Origin of the sequence: Mycobacterium paragordonae (genome assembly GCF_003614435.1) — a bacterium.
GTDB classification, from domain to species: domain Bacteria; phylum Actinomycetota; class Actinomycetes; order Mycobacteriales; family Mycobacteriaceae; genus Mycobacterium; species Mycobacterium paragordonae.
This window is the reverse complement of the sequence record NZ_CP025546.1, coordinates 5,067,075-5,084,135: the sequence shown is the minus strand read 5'-3', so window position 1 is coordinate 5,084,135 and position 17,061 is coordinate 5,067,075. Positions and strand designations below refer to the sequence as shown.

Sequence of the window (17,061 nt, the reverse complement as noted above, 5' to 3'; positions counted from 1 at the left end):
CTGTCGGTCAGCCGTACTTTGCCCACCAGTTGTGCAGGTCGTCGATCGTTGCCGGATCACCGAACACGTCGCTGAGCATGAGCTTGCCCTCGTTGCTCCAGATCACGTTCGGGTGATTTTTGTAGGTTCCGCAGGCGATCATTCCGGCGGTGACCGTCGGGTCCCGGTCGTAGTGCCAGCCATCCGGCGACGGACCCTCCCCGGGGCAGTTCGCCAGCTGCACCGCGGCGATGTCGTCGTTGAACGCCTGCTTCAGCGCATCGAGGTTGGGGAACAGTCCGTAGATCGCCCGGCTCGGCCCACCCTGGTTGGTGTTCTGCCCGCAGTCGACCATCGCGATGGTGCCGGTCCACACACTGTTCGGCTTCGGTGTGGTGGGCGTGCACGTGCCGGTGGCGTAGCCGGAGGGCAGCATGGACATCAGCTTGCTCTGCGGGTCACCGCCCGGCGTGGTGGTCGCCGGTGAACTCTTGGTGGTGGTCGGCTTGCCGGAACTGGTGGTGGCCGACGTCGTCGTGTCGGCTACCGGAGTGTCGTCGCCCTTGCGCGTAGCCAGCCAGATGCCGACCCCGGCGACAATGAGCACCACCACCAGAGCGGCGGCGCCGGCCACGATCGGCCACGGACTGCGTTTTCCGCCCGAGGGCGGACCACCCTGGTTCCAGGTCGGCGGGCCACCCGGCTGCTGCGGGCCGGACGGACCGCCGCCCCAGCCGCCGCTCTGCCCGAAGTATTGCGGTGCCTGCGTGGGCTGACCCTGGGCGGGAATCGGCCCACTCGCCGGAATGGGGCCACTCGCGGGAATGGGGCCACTCGCGGGAGACCAGGACGGCGCATTCGTCGGCGACTGCCGCTGCATCGGCCCCGAACCGACCGGATCGCCGTAGGCGGGCGGTGGTGAGTACGCAGGGGGCGGCCCGGGCGGCGGCTGCTGCCCGCCGGTGGGCACCGACGGCGCCACCGCCGTGCCGGGCATCGTCGATTCCCGGCTGCGGCGCAGGATGTCCTCGGCGTGGTCCTGGTCCGGGTCGCTCAACGCGTCGTGCGCGGCCCGCGCGAAGTCTCCCGCGCTGGCGTAGCGGTCCTCGGGCTTCTTGGCCATGCCGCGCGCAATGACGGCGTCGAAACCCTTGGGGATGCCCGCCCGCGCGGCGCTGACCTGCGGCACCGGGTCCATCAGGTGCGCGGTCACCAGCGTCGTCGCGCTGTCGGCGCGGTACGGCGGGCTCCCGGTCAGGCACTCGTAGAGCACGCAGGCCAGCGCATAGATGTCGGCCCGGTAGGTGACCTCGTCGTTGGAAAACCGTTCGGGGGCCATGTATTTCCAGGTGCCGACGGCGGTGCCCAGCTGGGTGAGCTTCTCGTCGGTGGTGGCGCTGGCGATGCCGAAGTCGACCAGGTAGGCGAAGTCGTCGCGGGTGACCAGGATGTTGGGGGGTTTGACGTCGCGGTGCATGACCCCGGCGGCGTGGGCGGCGTCCAGGGCCGAGGCGATCTGGGTGATGATGGCGACCGCGCGGGGCGGGGTCAGCGGCCCGAAGCGTTTGAGGACGCTGTCGAGGTCGGTGCCCTCGATCATGCGCATTTCGAGGTACATCTGGCCGTCGATCTCGCCGTAGTCGTGGATCGGCACCACGTGGGGTTCCTGCAGGCGGCCGGCGATGCGGGCCTCGCGCTTCATGCGCTCCCGGAACACCGGGTCCTTGCTGAACTCCGCGGTCATCAGCTTGACGGCCACCGTCCATTCCTTGACGGTGTGCTCGGCCTCGTAGACCTCGCCCATCCCGCCGCGGCCCAGCAACCGCTTGAGGTGGTAGGGCCCGAACATCGAGCCCACTCGCGAGTCTGGTGCCTCGCTCATTGACGATCCTCCTCAACCAAGCCGAATCCCGCCGACACTATCAACAGCCTTCAGGTCTTGCATGGAGCGCGACCACCGGCTTCAGCAACCATGACGGTAATCGGGACGATGGGCGCTTGCCAATAAGACTGCCAACACCCCGGCCCGAAAAACCGCACCTGTTGTCGTGACAGAGACGGTACCGGTCGGGTCCGACAGGCGGGGGACCGCCGGTGGACGCGAAAAACCTTGTGGCAAACAGCCGCCCACTGCCGACGCGGTAGCTGATCCGGCCCGGACCGCCGCACGTCGGCGCGGCACCCGGACGCCGGCGGTGACTCCATCAAAACGATTGCGCGCGTGGCACATTCAGTAGACGTCGGTCAGCCGCGTCAGCCCTGGGTGTGTGCGGCGATCTGGAAGGTGAACTCGTGGTCGCAGATCCGGATGTGGTCGCCGTCGTGGATGGTGGCCGCGGTGCGGATGCGCTGGTGGCGCACATGCACACCATTGGAGGACCGCAGGTCGTTGATGATGTAGTTGGTCCCGGTGTCGACGATGACGGCATGGTGGCGGCTGACGTTCGCGCTGTCCAGCACGATGTCGTTGTCGCTGAGACGACCGATCCGGGTCGCGGCCGAGCGCAGCGGGTAGTCGCGTCCGGTGGCAACGTCACGCAGGTAGGCGGCCACTTTCTGGGTGGCGGCCATGGTGCGCTTATCCAGGATGGTGACGGTGCCCACGGCGGTCACCTTGGCGTTCTGCTTCACGTCCAGGGTCTCCTGGCGCAGGATCTTCTCGTTCAGCGCCCGCAGCGTCGGACCCGGATCGATGCCGAGGTCGTCGGCGAGGGTGGTTTTCACCCGGCGATAGGCGTTGAGGGCGTCGGATTGGCGGTCGGTGAGGTAGTACGCCGTGATCAGCTGCGCCCACAGCGGCTCCCGATAAGGGTGCTCCACGGTCAGCGCTTCGAGCTCGCCGATCACCGCCGACGCGCGCCCACAGGCGATCTCGGCCTCCGCCTTCGCCGTGTGCGCGATGATCTTGTCCTCCACCAGGGCGGTGGCGAATGAGTCGACGAACGGAAAATCGCGCAGGTCGTCGAGCACCGGTCCGCGCCACTCCTTGAGCGCCGCCGCCAAATGCCGGCTGGCCTGTTCGAAGCTGCCGGATGCCGCGGCGTGCACGCCCGCCGTTTTCTCGGCGATGAACCGGCCGAGGTCACAGGTGTTTTCGGGGATGGTGAGCCGGTATCCGGGTGGCGCCGCGGCCAGCACCAGTCGGGGGTCGGCCCCGGAGGCGCCGACCAGCTTGCGCAAATTGGACACGTAGGAGTGGATGCTGGCGCGCGCCCCGGACGGCGGCCATTCATCCCACAGGGCGGTGATCAGGGTGTCGACGCCCACGGGCCGGTTCCGGTTGATGACGAGCATCGCCAGCACGGCCCGCTGCTTGGGGGTGCCCAGGGGCACCAGGGCCTGGTCGATTTTCATCTCCAGCGGTCCGAGCACACCGAACTCGAGATGTGTGTCCATCATCGCGCTCCCAGCCATTCCGGGTCCTCCGCGGTCGCCCGTGCCCTCCGAGTAGAGAGGTGCCGGCACGGCGACCTTCCTCATTATTGTGTCTTCATCGTTGTCGATCTTGTAAACCCTGGGTGCCGTACAGCTGTCATTGTGCGGCATTAACGGGTGAAGTACGTGGATCCGGCACTCCTGACTGGTGCACGTCGCTCCCCGCTGAGCTTCCGTCAACTGACCGAAAAGCCGTTCGCGCCAAAGCGATCTTCCGGAGCGCGCAGGAATCATCCTGGGGCACTTGACGATCGGCGGACCGGCACGCCAAAGCGGGCAGCCAACCGGATCGGTCGGCTGCCCGCGGAGGCATCAGCTCACTTACGCGTCTCCTGGGTGACGCTCATGAAGTTGTGGCTGGTGGCCCAGGCCTTGACGAAGACGGCCATCGGGACCTGCTCGTCTTTGCCGTTCTTGTTGCCGCTGTCGTTGAGGTGCACGATGCCCTTGCCGGTGTCGACACCGGTCACCACCACGGCGTGGTCGGCGCGCGGCTGGCCGTCCTTGCCGGTGTTCTCGATCGGCTGGTTCCAGATCATCTCGGCGTTGAGTCCGACGATGACGGCGTGACCGCTGCCGAGGTACTGCTCAAGGGCTTCCATGCCGGTGGCGACACCGGTCTTGCCGGCCGTGTCCGCGTCGGTGTTGGTCGCGTGGATTCCGTAGTGCGCCAACAAGGTCGGCAGGTCGTCCGGGTCGGTGCCCATACCGGAGTTGGGGTCGTTCTTGTCGGCGGGCTTGACGTAGATCGAACCGGGGTGGGAGGCGCTGGGGGTGGACTGGGCGACCTTGATGATGGCCCGCTCCGAGGGCAGCTTGCCGGTGATCTGACCGACCACGTCGGCGCTGGACATGATGGCGCAGTCGTCGTAGTTCTGGTGGACCCAGTACTTGGCGACGGCGGTCGGGTCGCCGTACATGGTGCCGGTGCCGGCCTCGGCCGGGCTGGCGAGTCCGAGTGCCATGATGCCGGCCACCCCACTGGCTGCCAGGGCGAACAGGGTGGTCTTGGCGATCGAGGAGACCTTCAGGCTCTTCATGGTCGTGTCCTTTGCTCATCAATTTGGTGCTCCGCTTTCCGCGGAAGCCGTGCTGAGCAAAGATTCGGATGGTGGCCTAATTGTTATCTCTACGAATTCTTGGAGTGACCTGACCGTTCTTGGAGTGACCTGACCGCCGGACGCTTCAGTTGCAGGCCCAGGTGTCGATGTAACCGCCGGGCAGCTTGCCCAAGGCGTCTTTCATGGCCGCGCTCAGGTCGGGGCCGACGCCGCCTTGGTATTCGTGGTCCTTGGCCGCGACGGCCCCGCAGGCGGTGAAGGTGGTCAGAACTTTGCAGTCGGGGTAGGCGCAGGACTTCACCGCCGTCGCCTCGGCGGCCGCCTTGGTGGGGTAGGCATGCGATCGTCCCCACGAACCGTTGGCGGAGTATGCGATCGCGCCGTAGGAATCGGCAGCCGCGGCGGTAGGTGCCGGCGCGACTGCAAAGGCGGCGGCGGTAGCCACGCTGGCGGCGGCGACCGCTATCCGCCGTCGACGGGTGGTCGTCGTCATGGGTGAGTCCTACCTTTCGAAGCGTGGGTTTGATCGGGTCGTTCGTAGGATCGGAGAACCCCACGAACTGCGGGTATGGCTGTCATTGGGGTGCGGTGTGGACCGCTCAAAGGACTTGGCCGCCCGCAGTTTGGCAACGGCTCGACTGCTGATTGGGATACGCGATGTGATCGCTGCTGTAGGACTACGCCGGGACGTCGTTGCCAGGGACCGCAAAGAGTGACGGCTATGAGTGTGGAGGTGGCGTTGACCGAAAAGGTCTGGGCAGGAATCGATGTGGGAAAAGAACACCATCACTGCGTGGTGATCAACAGCGAAGGGCAACGGCTGCTGTCGCGGCGAGTGTTCAACAACGAGCCTGAACTGGCGAGTCTGTTCGACGAGGTGATCGAGCTGGCCGGCGGCCAAGTGTTGTGGGCGATCGACCTCAACCATGGAGCGGCGGCACTGCTGATCGGCTTGCTCGTTGCTCGCGAGCAGCCGCTGGCATATCTGACCGGGCTGGCAATTCACCGAGCGTCGGCCAGCTACCGCAGCGAGGGCAAAACCGATGCCCGGGACGCGTTCGTCATCGCTGATCAGGCCCGCCTTCGCCGGGATATCAGTTTGCTGCGGCCCGGCGATGAGATCGCCGTGGATTTGCGTATCCTGACCACCCGCCGCGTGGATGTGGTCTTTGATCGCACCCGCCAGATCAACCGCCTGCGCGCGCAACTGCTCGAGATATCCCCTGCATTGGAGCGGGCGTTGACCTTGACCAACAAAGGTCCGCTGGTGCTGTTGACCGCCTACCCAACCCCGGCGGCGATCCGCCGCGCGGGAGTTGCGCGCCTGGACGCGTGGCTGCGCAAACAGGGCGCGCGTAACGCCACCGCGCTGGCCCAGACCGCGGTGGAGGCCGCCCGCTCCCAGTCGGTGGTGTTGCCCGGAGAGCGTTTGGCAGCCCAGATGGTCGCCCGGCTGGCCAAGGGGGTGATCGCCCTCGGTGACGAAATCGCCGAACTCGACGAGCTCATCGAGGCCCGATTTCGCGACCATCGACACGCCGAAGTAATCATCAGCCTGCCCGGCATCGGACCCCGGCTGGGTGCGGAATTCCTCGCCGCCACCGGCGGAGACATGACCGCGTTCACCGGTGCTGATCAACTCGCCGGGTTCGCCGGGCTGGCACCACAACCCCGCGATTCCGGCCGCATCCATGGAAATCTGCGCCGCCCCAAGCGCTATCACCGCGGACTGCTGCGGTCGATGTACCTCTCGGCGCAAATCTCGATCACCACCAGCCCCGCCTCGCGCACCTTTTATCAGCGCAAAAGAGCCGAGGGCAAATCGCACAAGCAAGCCGTACTCGCATTGGCAAGGCGCCGTATCAACGTCCTGTGGGCCATGCTCCGCGACCACACCACCTACCACGACTTACCCCCCATCCCCATCACGACGGCGGCTTGACAACACGATTGGGAAGTCCTTTCCGAGAGCCGGCGCTAGGCGGGTTTGGTCGCGGTGACCTGCTTGCCCCAGTCGGACATGGTCAACGTCACCGAAGTGTTTGCGGTGGGCGAGATCTGAATCTGGACCAAATGAGAGGAACCGTCCGACGCGGTCCAGACGGTGGTCGGCACCGTCGAGACGTTCTCTTCGGTCACCCGGGTGCCGGCCAGCGTGGCGACATCGGTCGCCGACGAGTTGCCGGTGATCTTGGTGGTCGCGACACCGTTCACCTGTTGGCTGCCGGCCACCGCGCCGTTCTTGAGATTGGCCAGCAGGTTGGCCAGGCCCTTGTCGGGATCGAGCAGCACCGAGACGTTGTAGATCGAGGCACCGTTGCCGAAGTCGGTGTAGGTGCCAGGCTGCCCAAGATCCGAGTAGAGGTGCCCGTCGACGAAGACGAACTGGGCTTCCTCGCTCTTGCTGCCTACCAGCACCGTGGCAACGCCGGTGGCGACCGTCTGCGGCGTGTTGGAGACGTCGCCGTCGAGCTTGGTCACCCGGATGTTGGGCACTTCACCGTCGACGGCGACGGCCACATGCATCCCGGTGGTTTTGCGCATCACGTCGGCGGCCTGCTTGAGCAGGGTCGCCGCCTCGCCGCTGGTGGCATTCGCAGTGCTTCCCGGGCTTTTGGCGCCGTTGGAGGATTTGCTTCCGCAGGCACCGATGGTGAGGACGACGGCCAGTGCGACAGCGACCGCGGCGACCAGTTGCCGGTAGACACGAGGCGGAAGCTTCATCGACATCTCCTAATGTTTGGCCCGACAGCCGACCCCCGAGCTTAGTGAGGCCGCAGCGGTACCGGGCCGAACCCGCTTGTTTCGCCGATCATTTGAGGACTCTGTGAGCGGTGCGCTCAGACCCGGGTCATCTCGTAGTAGGCGCCGCGGCGGGCCAGCAGTTCGGTGTGAGCGCCTTGCTCCACGATCCGGCCCGCTTGCACGACCACGATGCGGTCGGCATCGCGGATCGTCGAAAGACGATGAGCAATAATGAAACTCGTCCGGTCGCGACGGAGTTCACGGGTGGCGCGGGCGATCAGCAGTTCGGTGCGGGTGTCGACGGAGCTGGTGGCCTCGTCCAGGATGAGCAGCTGCGGGCGGGCCAGGAAAGCCCGGGCGATGGTGATGAGTTGCTTCTCGCCGACGCTGATGTTGCCGCCGCCCCCGCTGATCGGGGTCTGATAACCCTCCGGCAGCGTGTGGACGAAACGGTCGACATAGGCCGCCCGTGCCGCCGCCACGATCTCGGCGGGGCCGGCGTCGGGACGGCCGTAGGCGATGTTCTCCTCGATCGTCCCGTCGAACAGCCAGGTGTCCTGCAACACCATCCCGATGCGGGAACGCAGCGCGTGGCGGTTCAGGGTGGCGATGTCGATGTCGTCGATCAGGATCCGGCCCGAATCGACGTCGTAGAACCGCATCAGCAGGTTCACCAACGTCGTCTTGCCGGCTCCGGTCGGCCCGACGATCGCGACGGTGCTGCCCGGCTCGGCCACCAGCGACAGGTCATGGATCACCGGAGCGCCGGGCCGGTACGCGAAACTGACGTGATCGAACTCGACCCGCCCGGGTCCCGGTGAGACCGGTGCGGATGCAGGGTCTGGCGGTTCCTCCGGCTCGTCGAGCAGGTCGAACACCCGCTCGGCGCTGGCCACCCCGGACTGCAGGGTGTTGTACATCCCGGCCACCTGGCCCACCGGGGTGTTGAACTGCCGCACGTACTGAATGAATGCCTGAATGTTGCCGAGGGTGATCTGCCCCGCGGCGATCTGCAGGCCGCCGACGACGGCGACCGCCACGTAACCGAGGTTGCCGATGAATCCCGTTGCCGGCGCGACCAATCCGGAAAAGAACTGGGCACCGAAGCTGGCCCGGTACACGTCGTCGTTGAGCTGCTCGAACTGCGCGCGCGCCGCGGTCTGGTGGCCGAACGTCTTGACCACCGTGAAGCCGCTGTAGGTCTCTTCGATGTGGGCGTTGAGGCGTCCGGTGCTGGTCCAGTGCGCCATGAACAACTGCTTGGAACGGCGGGTGATGGCGCGGGTGGCCAACAGAGACAGCGGCACGGTCAGCACGGTGATGAGCGCAAGCAGCGGCGAGATCCACACCATCATGACCAGCACTCCGAGCACCGTGAGGATCGACGTCACCAGCTGGCTGATCGTCATCGACAGGGAGGTCTGCATGTTGTCGATGTCATTGGTGACCCGGCTGAGCAGTTCGCCCCGCTGGTGCCGGTCGAAGTAGGACAACGGCAGCCGGTGCAGCTTGTCCTCCACGTCGGCGCGCAACCGGGTGATGGTCCGTTGCACGGTGATGTTGAGCAGTCGGGCCTGGCCCCAAAGCATCGCCGCGGCAATCAGATACAGCACCAGCGCCAGCGCCAGCGTGCGCGCCACCGCGCCGAAGTCCACGCCCTGGCCCGGCACCACGTTCATCCCCGACAACAGGTCGGCGAAGGCGTTGTCGCCTCGAGCCCGGGCCGCCGCCACGGCCTGGGCCTTGGTGATGCCCGCTGGTAGCCGTCGCCCTATGACGCCGTTGAACAGCAGATCGGTCGCGTGCCCGAGGATCCGGGGTACGACCACCCCGATAGCGGTGCCGACGATCCCCAGCGTGATGACGGCGGCGCTCAACCGGCGATGCGGGGTCAGTCGTCCCAGTAATCGTCGCGCCGATCCCCAGAAGTCCCGCGACCGCATGTTGGGCGGCGCCACGGCCGCGCCGCGGGGGCGGGCGCTCATCGGTGCGCTCATGACGCGCCCCCGACTGCCGCGCCCACCGATTGGGAGGCGGCGAACTCCGCATACGTGGGGCACTCGCCCAGCAACGTGTCGTGGCTGCCGGTGCCGACCACTCTGCCTTTGTCGACGACGATCACTTCGTCCGCCTGGGCGGCGGTCGAAATGCGCTGTGTGACAATGACGATCGTTGCCGGGCCGGCTTCCTCGCGCAGGGATTTGCGCACCTGCGCGTCGGTGTGGACATCGAGGGCCGAGAACGCGTCGTCGAACAGATAGATCGCCGGGCGGCGGATCACGGCCCGAGCGATCGCGAGCCGCTGGCGCTGGCCGCCGGAGAAGTTGATTCCGCCCTGGGCGACGCGCATCTGCAGCCCGTGCGGGCGCACGAAATCGGCTGCGGCAGCGATCCGTAATGCGTCCCACATCTGCTCGTCGGTGACGGTTTGTCCGGGCACCGCCCCGTAGCGCAGGTTGTCGGCGACGGTGCCGGTGAACAGGTAGCCGCGCTGCGGTACCAATCCGATCGCTGACCACAGCCGCTCGGTGTCATAGTCGCGGACGTCGATGCCGTCGATCGTCACATTGCCCGCGGTGGCGTCGTAGAGGCGGCAGATCAGCGACACCAGGGTCGACTTGCCCGACCCGGTGCTGCCGACGATCGCGGTAGTGGTGCCGGGCCGGGCTATCAACGAGATGTCTTGCAGTACTGGGTAATCCGCGCCGGGATAGGTGAATGTCAGACTGTCCAGACGCACCAGGCCGCGGATCGGCTGCGGGGGGAACCTCGGCTCTTGCGGACTGGTGATCGCGGGTTCGGTGGACAGCACTTCGGTGATGCGTTCGGCGCACACGGACGCCCGCGGCAGCACGACCAGTGTCATCGTCGCCATCAGCACCGCCATCAGGATCTGGGCGAAGTAGGCCAGGAAGGCGATCAGCGATCCCACCTGCATCTGGCCCGCGTCGATGCGCAGGCCGCCGAACCAGATCAGCGCGACGCTGGACAGGTTGATGGTCAGGGTGGTCACCGGCAGCATGAGCGCCTGCCAGTTGCCCGCCCCCAGTGCGGCATTCGACAGCGCCATGTTGGCGCCGGCGAACCGGTCGCGTTCGAAACCTTCGCGGGTGAACGCCCGGACCACCCGCACACCGGAGAGTTGGTCGCGCAACACCCGGTTGATGCCGTCGATCAGTCGTTGCATGCTGCGGAACAGCGGCAGCATGTGCGAAATGATCCAGTAATTGGCCACTGCCATCACCGGAACGCTGACCAGCAGCAGCCAGGTCAGCGCCGCCTCCTGGTGAATGGCCATGATGACGCCGCCGATACACATGATCGGCGCGGTCACCAGCACCGTGGCGCTGGTCTGCACCAAAAACACGATCTGCCGGACGTCGTTGGTGCTGCGCGTCAACAGGGTTGGCGCCCCGAAGTGCGCCGTCTCGTGTTCGGAGAAGCGCAGCACGTGGTTGAACATCGCCGCGCGCAGGTCCCGGCCGAAGCCGGTTCCGGTGCGCGAGCCGAAGTAGGTGGCTCCTACCGCACACGCCGCCTGCACCCCGGTGACCACCAGCATCACCACGCCCAGCCGCATGATCGTGGCCGTGTCGCCCTTGGAGACGCCGTCGTCGATGATCGCCGCGTTGACCGTGGGAAGGTACAACGACGCCAGGGTGCTGATGGACTGCAGCACCATCAACACCGCCACGAATGCGCGATACGGCAGGATGTACTGGCGCAGCAGTGCCAGGAGCATGGGGTAACTGTGTCACACCCGGTGGACGCCGGCTGCGCATCAAGGGACCCGGCCCGAGCCCGCGTGTCGTGCCGAAATGCCTGCTCAAGTGGCGTGTCGGTGGTTGACCCGCGGGGCTGCGGCTACAGTGCATCGTGTGGAGCGGCAGCGGCCCAAGAAATGGGTGGGTAACGGGGTAGGTCCGAGTGCGTCGTAAGTGGGCGGCGCGAGTCGTGGCTGTTGGCGCCTTCGTGGCTGTGCTCTGCGGAGCCACGGGTTGCTCCAATTCGGGTGACAACAAGCCGGGTGGACCGGTCCCGTCGAGTTCGGGAAACGCGGAGGGCAAGCATGGACCCTTCTTCCCGCAGTGCGGCGGCGTCACCGACGAAACGGTGACGCAGCTGACGAAGATCTCCGGGCTGGTCAACACCGCCAAGAATTCCGTGGGCTGCCAGTGGCTGGCCGGCGGCGGGATCTCGGGACCGCACTTCTCCTTCTCCTGGTACCGCGGCAGCCCGATCGGGCGGGAACGCAAAACCGAGGAACTATCCCGAGCCAGCGTCGAGGACATCAACATCAACGGTCATGGTGGCTTCATCGCCGTCGGCAACGAACCGAGTCTGGGCGATTCACTGTGCGAGGTCGGGATTCAGTTCTCCGACGACTTCATCGAATGGTCGGTGAGCTTCAGCCAGAAGCCCTTCCCGCCGGCCTGCGACATCGCGAAAGAGTTGGCCCGCCAATCGATAGCGAATTCGAAATGAGCCGGCGGATGCGCGCCGTGACGGTGCTGATCGCGGTACTGATGGTGCTGACCGGATGTTCCAAGTCGGTCGACGGCAAGGCGATCAAGGCCGGCGGTGGCGGCGTGCCGCGGAACGACAACTCCGAGCGGCAATATCCGAACCTGCTCAAGGAGTGCGAGGTTCTGACCACTGACATCCTGGCCAAGACCGTGGGCGCCGATCCGCTCGACATACAGAGCACGTTCGTCGGGGCCATCTGCCGCTGGCAGGCGGCGAATCCGGCCGGCCTGATCGACATCACCCGGTTCTGGTTCGAGCAGGGCAGTTTGAGCAACGAGCGCAAGGTCGCTGAGGGGCTGAAGTACCAGATCGAGACCCGCTCGATCCAGGGCATCGACTCGATCGTGATGCGGCCCAGCGATCCCAACGGCGCGTGTGGTGTGGCCAGCGATGCGGCGGGCGTGGTCGGCTGGTGGATCAATCCCCAGGCGCCCGGTATCGATGCCTGTGGCCAGGCCATCAAGCTGATGGAGCTGACGCTGGCGACCAACGCCTGACGGGTCAGCTTGGCTGGCGCGGCACGTGGAAGTCGGTGAGCGCGGCGACGCCGGGTTCGACGGCGGCCCAACGGCCGGGGATGCGTAGCACGGCGAGCGCAGACGTCGGGTATTTCTCCGAGATGCCTTCCGCCGCAGCGATGTTGCTGGTGTCGGTGTCCGCGAGGATGAGCGCCACCGAGGATGTCGTCGGCTCGTGTCCGACGATCAACAGGGTGGCGACATCGTCGTCGACCTGGTTGATCTCGTCGATGACGGTGCCCGGGGTGGCGCCGTAGAGTCGTCCCAGATAGCGGACGGGCGCGTCGATTCCGGTGCAGGCCAGGGTTTCTCGGGTGCGGGTGGCCGTCGAGCAGAGCACCGCGTCGACGGCTGGCGCGTTGGCGCGCAGCCAGTCGCCGGCCAGTCCGGCCTCCCGTTGACCGCGCGGGGCCAGGGGGCGGTCATGGTCGGGCACACCGTCGGGGTACGCCGACTTCCCGTGCCGCATCAGGATCAAGGTGCGCCGTCCGTCCACCGGAACACGGTATCGACCGCTGGGGCGCAACGGGGGCGAAGGTGCACAAAATGCCAACCTCGGCGGCGTGTCTGCGTACATCTGCGGGCGCTCGGTGGTGTGGCCGGTTGCGGTGTGTGGCGAGGGTCCGCAGATTGCCGGCTGGGGCGGCGTGTCGCTGGCAACATGCGGGCGCTCGGTGGTGCGGCGGGTTGCGGCATGTCGCGAGGGTCCCCAAATGTACGGCCGTCGCGGCGTGTCGCCGGCATGCGGGCGCTCGGTGGTGCGGCGGGTTGCGGTGTGTGGCGAGGGTCCCCAAATGTACGGCCGTCGCGGCGTGTCGCCGGCAACATGCGGGCGCTCGGCGGACCCGCCAGCGCCGAATGAGGCCAGAGTGACGCAAGAGGTCGCGCCCCCCTCCACCGCCAGACCCTCCGATCGACGTCCCAGGGCTTGTCGGCACCCCGCCATACACTCCCGGTGCAACGCCAAATCACGTATCCAGAAGGGGGTCGACGGCATGCGGTTCCTGCACACCGCTGACTGGCAACTGGGCATGACCCGGCACTTCCTTGCCGGCGACGCCCAGCCCCGTTATTCGGCGGCCCGCCGCGACGCGGTGGCCGCGCTCGGACCGCTGGCCGCGGAAGTGGGCGCCGAGTTCGTCGTCGTGTCCGGCGACGTCTTCGAACACAACCAGCTCGCGCCGCAGGTGATCGGGCAGTCCCTGGAAGCCATGCGCGCCATCGGTATCCCCGTCTACCTGTTGCCGGGCAACCACGACCCATTGGATGCGTCGTCGGTCTACACCGGCGCTCTGTTCACCTCGGAATGCCCGGACAACGTGGTCGTGCTCGACCGGGCCGGTGTCCACGAAGTACGGCCCGGCGTGCAGATCGTCGCAGCGCCGTGGCGGTCCAAGGCGCCCACCACCGATCTGGTCGCCGACGTACTGGACGGCCTGCCCGCCGACGGCAGTACCCGGGTCCTCGTCGCCCACGGTGGCGTGGACGTACTCGACCCAGACCGCGCCAAGCCCTCACTGATCCGGCTCCCCAACGTCGAGAAGGCGTTGTCGGACAGTGTGATTCACTATGTCGCGTTGGGCGACAAGCATTCCCTGACTCAGGTCGGAGACAGCGGCCGGGTGTGGTACTCCGGGTCGCCGGAGGTGACCAACTACGACGACGTCGAGGCCGACCCCGGCCATGTGCTGGTCGTCGACATCAACGAGACCGATCCACAACGCGCGGTCACCGTCGAGGCCCGCCGCATCGGCCGGTGGCGCTTCGTGACGTTGCACAACCAGGTCGACACCAGTCGGTGCATCGCCGATCTGGACCTCAATCTCGACCTGATGCCCGAAAAGGACCGCACCGTGGTGCGATTGGCGCTGACCGGGTCGCTGACGGTCACCGACCGCGCGGCGCTCGACGCCTGTCTGGACAGATACGCCCGGTTGTTCGCCTGGCTCGGACTCTGGGAGCGGCACACCGATCTGGCCGTCATCCCCGCGGACGGGGAGTTCGACGACCTCGGCATCGGCGGCTTCGCGGCCTCGGCGGTCGAGGAGCTGGTCGCGACGGCCCGCGCGGGAGCCGACGACGCCGGCGACGCCCAGGCGGCCCTGGCCCTGCTGCTGCGTCTGGCGGACCGGGGTGCGGCATGAAGCTGCACCGCCTGGTCCTGACGCACTACCGCGGTATCGCGCACCGGGAGATCGAATTCCCCGACCACGGCGTCGTGGTGGTCTACGGCGCCAACGAGATCGGCAAGTCGTCGATGATCGAGGCGCTGGACCTGCTGCTGGAATCCAAGGATCGCTCGACCAAAAAGGACGTCAAGCAGGTCAAGCCGGCCAACGCCGACGTCGGCTCGGAGATCACCGCCGAAATCAGCAGTGGCCCTTATCGTTTCGTCTACCGCAAACGGTTCCACAAGAAGTGCGAGACGGAGTTGACGGTGCTGGCGCCGCGCCGCGAACAACTCACCGGCGACGAGGCCCACGAGCGGGTTCGCGCCATGCTGGCCGAGACGGTCGACACCGAGTTGTGGCGCGCGCAGCGGGTGTTACAGGCCGCGTCGACCGTGGCGGTGGATCTGTCGGGGTGCGACGCGTTGTCGCGTGCACTCGACGTCGCGGCCTCGCAATCCGTCGGCGACGTCGCGCTGTCGGGCACGGAACCGCTGCTCATCGAGCGGATCGACGCCGAATACGCGCGCTATTTCACCGGAACCGGCCGACCAACCGGGGAGTGGTCGGCCGCGCGGTCCCGCCTGGCGGACGCCAAGGCCGCGGTTGCCGAGTGCGCCCAGGCGATGGCCGAGGTGGACGATCGGGTGCAACGGCACGCCGAGGTGACGCGCCTGTCGGCGGAGCTGGCCCGACAGTCCGAAATCATCGGGCCGCGGCTGGCCGCGGCCCGGGCCGCCGCCGACCGCGTCAAGGCGCTCACCGACGCGGTGCGCGAAGCCAAGCTGATCGCTGCCGCTGCCGCCGCAACCAGCACCGCCTCGACCACCGCGCACACCGGGCGTCTGGCCTTGATCGACGAAATCGATGCTCGCGCAGCGGCAATCGCCGCACTGGTCGCCCAAGCCGAAGACGCCGTCGGCCAACAAGCGGCGGCGACGCGGGAAGCCGCGGCCTGCGACGCCGCGGCCCACGAGGCGGCCGCGCTTCTGGGAGCCGCGCAAGAGCGCACCGAAAACGCGCGCCGCGCTCTCGACCGAATCGCGGAGCGTGAGGAAGTCGACCGGTTGACTGCCCGGCTGGCGAAGATCGACGGAATCGAACGCGATCTCGATCCGATCTGTCACGAGCTCTCCGGGATCGCGCTGACCGACGAGATGCTGCGCCGGATCGAACAGGCCGCCGCAGCCGCCGATCGCGCCGGAGACCAACTCGAAATGATCTCCGCAGTAGTGGAATTCACCGCTGCCGCCGACATCGAACTTGTCGTCGGCGACCAGCGAGTCGCACTGCAGGCCGGGCGCAGTTGGTCGATCACGGCAACCGGTCCCACCGACGTGGAAGTCGCCGGTGTGCTGACGACGCGGGTCACCCCGGGTGCCACCGCCCTCGACGTTCGAGCCAAATTTGTTGCCGTACAACAGGAACTGAGCGCCGCACTGCAGGCGGCCGGGGTCGCGGACGTGGCGACGGCGCGGTCAGTTCATGAACGGCAACGCGAGCTGCGCAGTACTCGTGACCGGCTCACCGCGACGCTGAGCGGATTGTGCGGTGAGGAGAACGCTGACCAGTTGCGGGCCAGGTTGGAGCAGCTGCAGGCCGACCAACCCGCGGAACCTGATCTGTTCGACGCCGATACCGCCAGCGCCCGCGCCGAACGCGAGGCCGCCGAGTCGGCTCGGGCGGCGGCGCAGGCCGAGTGCGAGAACCGGCGCCAACTCGCGACCGCCGCCACCCGCCGCCTGGCTGAGACCACCACGCGCGCAGCGGTGTTGGGCAACGATGCCGCTACCCAACGCGCTGAACTCGACGCGGCTGTCACCCGCCTGGCGGCGGAGCGCGCATCGTCGAGCGACGAGGCGCTGGCGGCCAGGGCCGAGGCCGAGCGTCAGGCGGCACACACCGCCGAGCTACGCGTGGCCGAACTGGAGCAAACCCTCGCCGCCGCTCAGCCGGACACGATCGCCGCCGAACTCGCCGAAGCGCAGCAGGTGGCCGAGACGCTGCGCGAGCGGCGCGATGCCGCGGACGCAACATTGAACGAGATCAGTATCGAGCTGGCGGTATTGCGCAGTGAGGGGCGGAAAGGAAGGCTCGACGCCGCCGAGACGGAACTCGAACACGCGACCAGCCAGCACACCCGGGTGGGCGACCGGGCCAGGGCCGCACAGCTGCTGCGGTCGGTGATGTGCCGTCACCGCGACGACACCCGTAAGCGGTATGTCGAGCCCTACCGCGCCGAGCTGCAACGGCTCGGCCGCCCCGTGTTCGGGCCGACGTTCGAGATCGACGTCGACAGCGACCTGCGAATCCTGAACCGCACCCTGGGTGGCGTGACAGTGCCCTACGAGTCCCTGTCGGGCGGGGCCAAGGAGCAGCTCGGCATCCTGGCGAGACTGGCGGGCGCAGCGCTGGTCGCCAAGGAGGACACCGTCCCTGTCGTCGTCGACGACGCACTGGGATTCACCGATCCGGACCGGCTGGCCAAGATGGGCGAGGTATTCGACAGCGTGGGTGCGCACGGGCAGGTGATCGTGCTGACGTGTAGTCCCACCAGATACGACGGTGTCACGGGTGCGCATCGCATCGATCTGAACGCATAGTGCTGGCGACCCGTCGGGCCTACAC

The 17,061-nt window shown here is 67.2% G+C and carries 13 protein-coding genes; 5 read left to right on the top strand and 8 right to left on the bottom strand.

Translation table 11 applies throughout. The annotated features are described in order from the left end of the window. Window positions 1-7: 7 nt before the first annotated feature. The 4 genes from C0J29_RS22840 to C0J29_RS22825 all read right to left on the bottom strand — a co-directional run bounded on the left by C0J29_RS22840 (window position 8) and on the right by C0J29_RS22825 (window position 4,968). Window positions 8-1,861, bottom strand: a complete 1,854-nt coding sequence (locus C0J29_RS22840) for a serine/threonine-protein kinase (protein WP_065050147.1) — start codon at window positions 1,859-1,861, stop codon at window positions 8-10. Window positions 1,862-2,232: 371 nt separating this feature from the next. After that, window positions 2,233-3,393: an ATPase/transcriptional regulator EmbR gene (gene embR / locus C0J29_RS22835; protein ID WP_065050153.1), complete on the bottom strand. Its 1,161-nt coding sequence runs from the start codon at window positions 3,391-3,393 to the stop codon at window positions 2,233-2,235. Window positions 3,394-3,731: 338 nt separating this feature from the next. After that, window positions 3,732-4,454 carry a C39 family peptidase gene (locus C0J29_RS22830; protein ID WP_065050149.1) on the bottom strand — a complete coding sequence of 241 codons (723 nt, stop codon included), beginning with the start codon at window positions 4,452-4,454 and terminating at the stop codon, window positions 3,732-3,734. Window positions 4,455-4,599: 145 nt separating this feature from the next. Then, a complete protein-coding gene (locus C0J29_RS22825) occupies window positions 4,600-4,968 on the bottom strand; it encodes a DUF4189 domain-containing protein (protein ID WP_065050151.1) in 369 nt (122 codons plus the stop codon). Between the two features lie 228 nt (window positions 4,969-5,196). Here C0J29_RS22825 and C0J29_RS22820 point away from each other — a divergent pair, with 228 nt between their 5' ends. Then, window positions 5,197-6,417, top strand: coding sequence for an IS110 family RNA-guided transposase (locus C0J29_RS22820; protein ID WP_120793635.1), 1,221 nt, complete (start codon window positions 5,197-5,199; stop codon window positions 6,415-6,417). A gap of 35 nt (window positions 6,418-6,452) precedes the next feature. Here the strand turns inward: C0J29_RS22820 and C0J29_RS22815 are convergent, their stop codons facing one another. From C0J29_RS22815 to C0J29_RS22805, 3 genes are all read right to left on the bottom strand, one after another. Next, complete coding sequence (locus tag C0J29_RS22815; protein WP_065046432.1) at window positions 6,453-7,199, bottom strand: LppX_LprAFG lipoprotein; 747 nt, start codon at window positions 7,197-7,199, stop codon at window positions 6,453-6,455. Window positions 7,200-7,315: 116 nt separating this feature from the next. Next, window positions 7,316-9,217, bottom strand: coding sequence for an ABC transporter ATP-binding protein (locus C0J29_RS22810; protein WP_065046269.1), 1,902 nt, complete (start codon window positions 9,215-9,217; stop codon window positions 7,316-7,318). Beyond that, complete coding sequence (locus tag C0J29_RS22805) at window positions 9,214-10,962, bottom strand: ABC transporter ATP-binding protein (protein WP_065046267.1); 1,749 nt, start codon at window positions 10,960-10,962, stop codon at window positions 9,214-9,216. Before C0J29_RS22805 ends, C0J29_RS22810 begins: the two co-directional genes overlap by 4 nt. Window positions 10,963-11,174: 212 nt before the next feature. On the opposite strand from C0J29_RS22805, the gene C0J29_RS22800 reads away from it, so the two are divergent. Both C0J29_RS22800 and C0J29_RS22795 read left to right on the top strand, forming a co-directional pair. Continuing rightward, window positions 11,175-11,705, top strand: coding sequence for a DUF3558 domain-containing protein (locus tag C0J29_RS22800; protein WP_232004304.1), 531 nt, complete (start codon window positions 11,175-11,177; stop codon window positions 11,703-11,705). Continuing rightward, window positions 11,702-12,244 (top strand): DUF3558 domain-containing protein, encoded by a 543-nt coding sequence (locus C0J29_RS22795; RefSeq protein ID WP_232004313.1) that lies wholly within the window; start codon window positions 11,702-11,704, stop codon window positions 12,242-12,244. Before C0J29_RS22800 ends, C0J29_RS22795 begins: the two co-directional genes overlap by 4 nt. A gap of 4 nt (window positions 12,245-12,248) precedes the next feature. Here the strand turns inward: C0J29_RS22795 and C0J29_RS22790 are convergent, their stop codons facing one another. Then, a complete protein-coding gene (locus C0J29_RS22790; protein WP_232004303.1) occupies window positions 12,249-12,761 on the bottom strand; it encodes a SixA phosphatase family protein in 513 nt (170 codons plus the stop codon). Window positions 12,762-13,260: 499 nt separating this feature from the next. Between C0J29_RS22790 and C0J29_RS22785 the strand changes: the two genes are divergently transcribed. Further along, window positions 13,261-14,409, top strand: a complete 1,149-nt coding sequence (locus C0J29_RS22785) for a metallophosphoesterase family protein (RefSeq protein WP_065046263.1) — start codon at window positions 13,261-13,263, stop codon at window positions 14,407-14,409. Beyond that, on the top strand, window positions 14,406-17,036 hold the full coding sequence (locus C0J29_RS22780) for an AAA family ATPase (protein ID WP_065046261.1): 2,631 nt from the start codon (window positions 14,406-14,408) through the stop codon (window positions 17,034-17,036). Before C0J29_RS22785 ends, C0J29_RS22780 begins: the two co-directional genes overlap by 4 nt. The last annotated feature ends 25 nt before the right edge of the window (window positions 17,037-17,061 follow it).

What these genes read in the sequence shown, in the direction of transcription:
- C0J29_RS22840 (WP_065050147.1), bottom strand. Translation starts at nt 1,861, where the DNA reads ATGAGCGAGGCACCAGACTCGCGAGTGGGCTCGATGTTCGGGCCCTAC.
- embR (WP_065050153.1), bottom strand. Translation starts at nt 3,393, where the DNA reads ATGGCTGGGAGCGCGATGATGGACACACATCTCGAGTTCGGTGTGCTC.
- C0J29_RS22830 (WP_065050149.1), bottom strand. Translation starts at nt 4,454, where the DNA reads ATGAAGAGCCTGAAGGTCTCCTCGATCGCCAAGACCACCCTGTTCGCC.
- C0J29_RS22825 (WP_065050151.1), bottom strand. Translation starts at nt 4,968, where the DNA reads ATGACGACGACCACCCGTCGACGGCGGATAGCGGTCGCCGCCGCCAGC.
- C0J29_RS22820 (WP_120793635.1), top strand. Translation starts at nt 5,197, where the DNA reads ATGAGTGTGGAGGTGGCGTTGACCGAAAAGGTCTGGGCAGGAATCGAT.
- C0J29_RS22815 (WP_065046432.1), bottom strand. Translation starts at nt 7,199, where the DNA reads ATGAAGCTTCCGCCTCGTGTCTACCGGCAACTGGTCGCCGCGGTCGCT.
- C0J29_RS22810 (WP_065046269.1), bottom strand. Translation starts at nt 9,217, where the DNA reads ATGAGCGCACCGATGAGCGCCCGCCCCCGCGGCGCGGCCGTGGCGCCG.
- C0J29_RS22805 (WP_065046267.1), bottom strand. Translation starts at nt 10,962, where the DNA reads ATGCTCCTGGCACTGCTGCGCCAGTACATCCTGCCGTATCGCGCATTC.
- C0J29_RS22795 (WP_232004313.1), top strand. Translation starts at nt 11,702, where the DNA reads ATGAGCCGGCGGATGCGCGCCGTGACGGTGCTGATCGCGGTACTGATG.
- C0J29_RS22785 (WP_065046263.1), top strand. Translation starts at nt 13,261, where the DNA reads ATGCGGTTCCTGCACACCGCTGACTGGCAACTGGGCATGACCCGGCAC.
- C0J29_RS22780 (WP_065046261.1), top strand. Translation starts at nt 14,406, where the DNA reads ATGAAGCTGCACCGCCTGGTCCTGACGCACTACCGCGGTATCGCGCAC.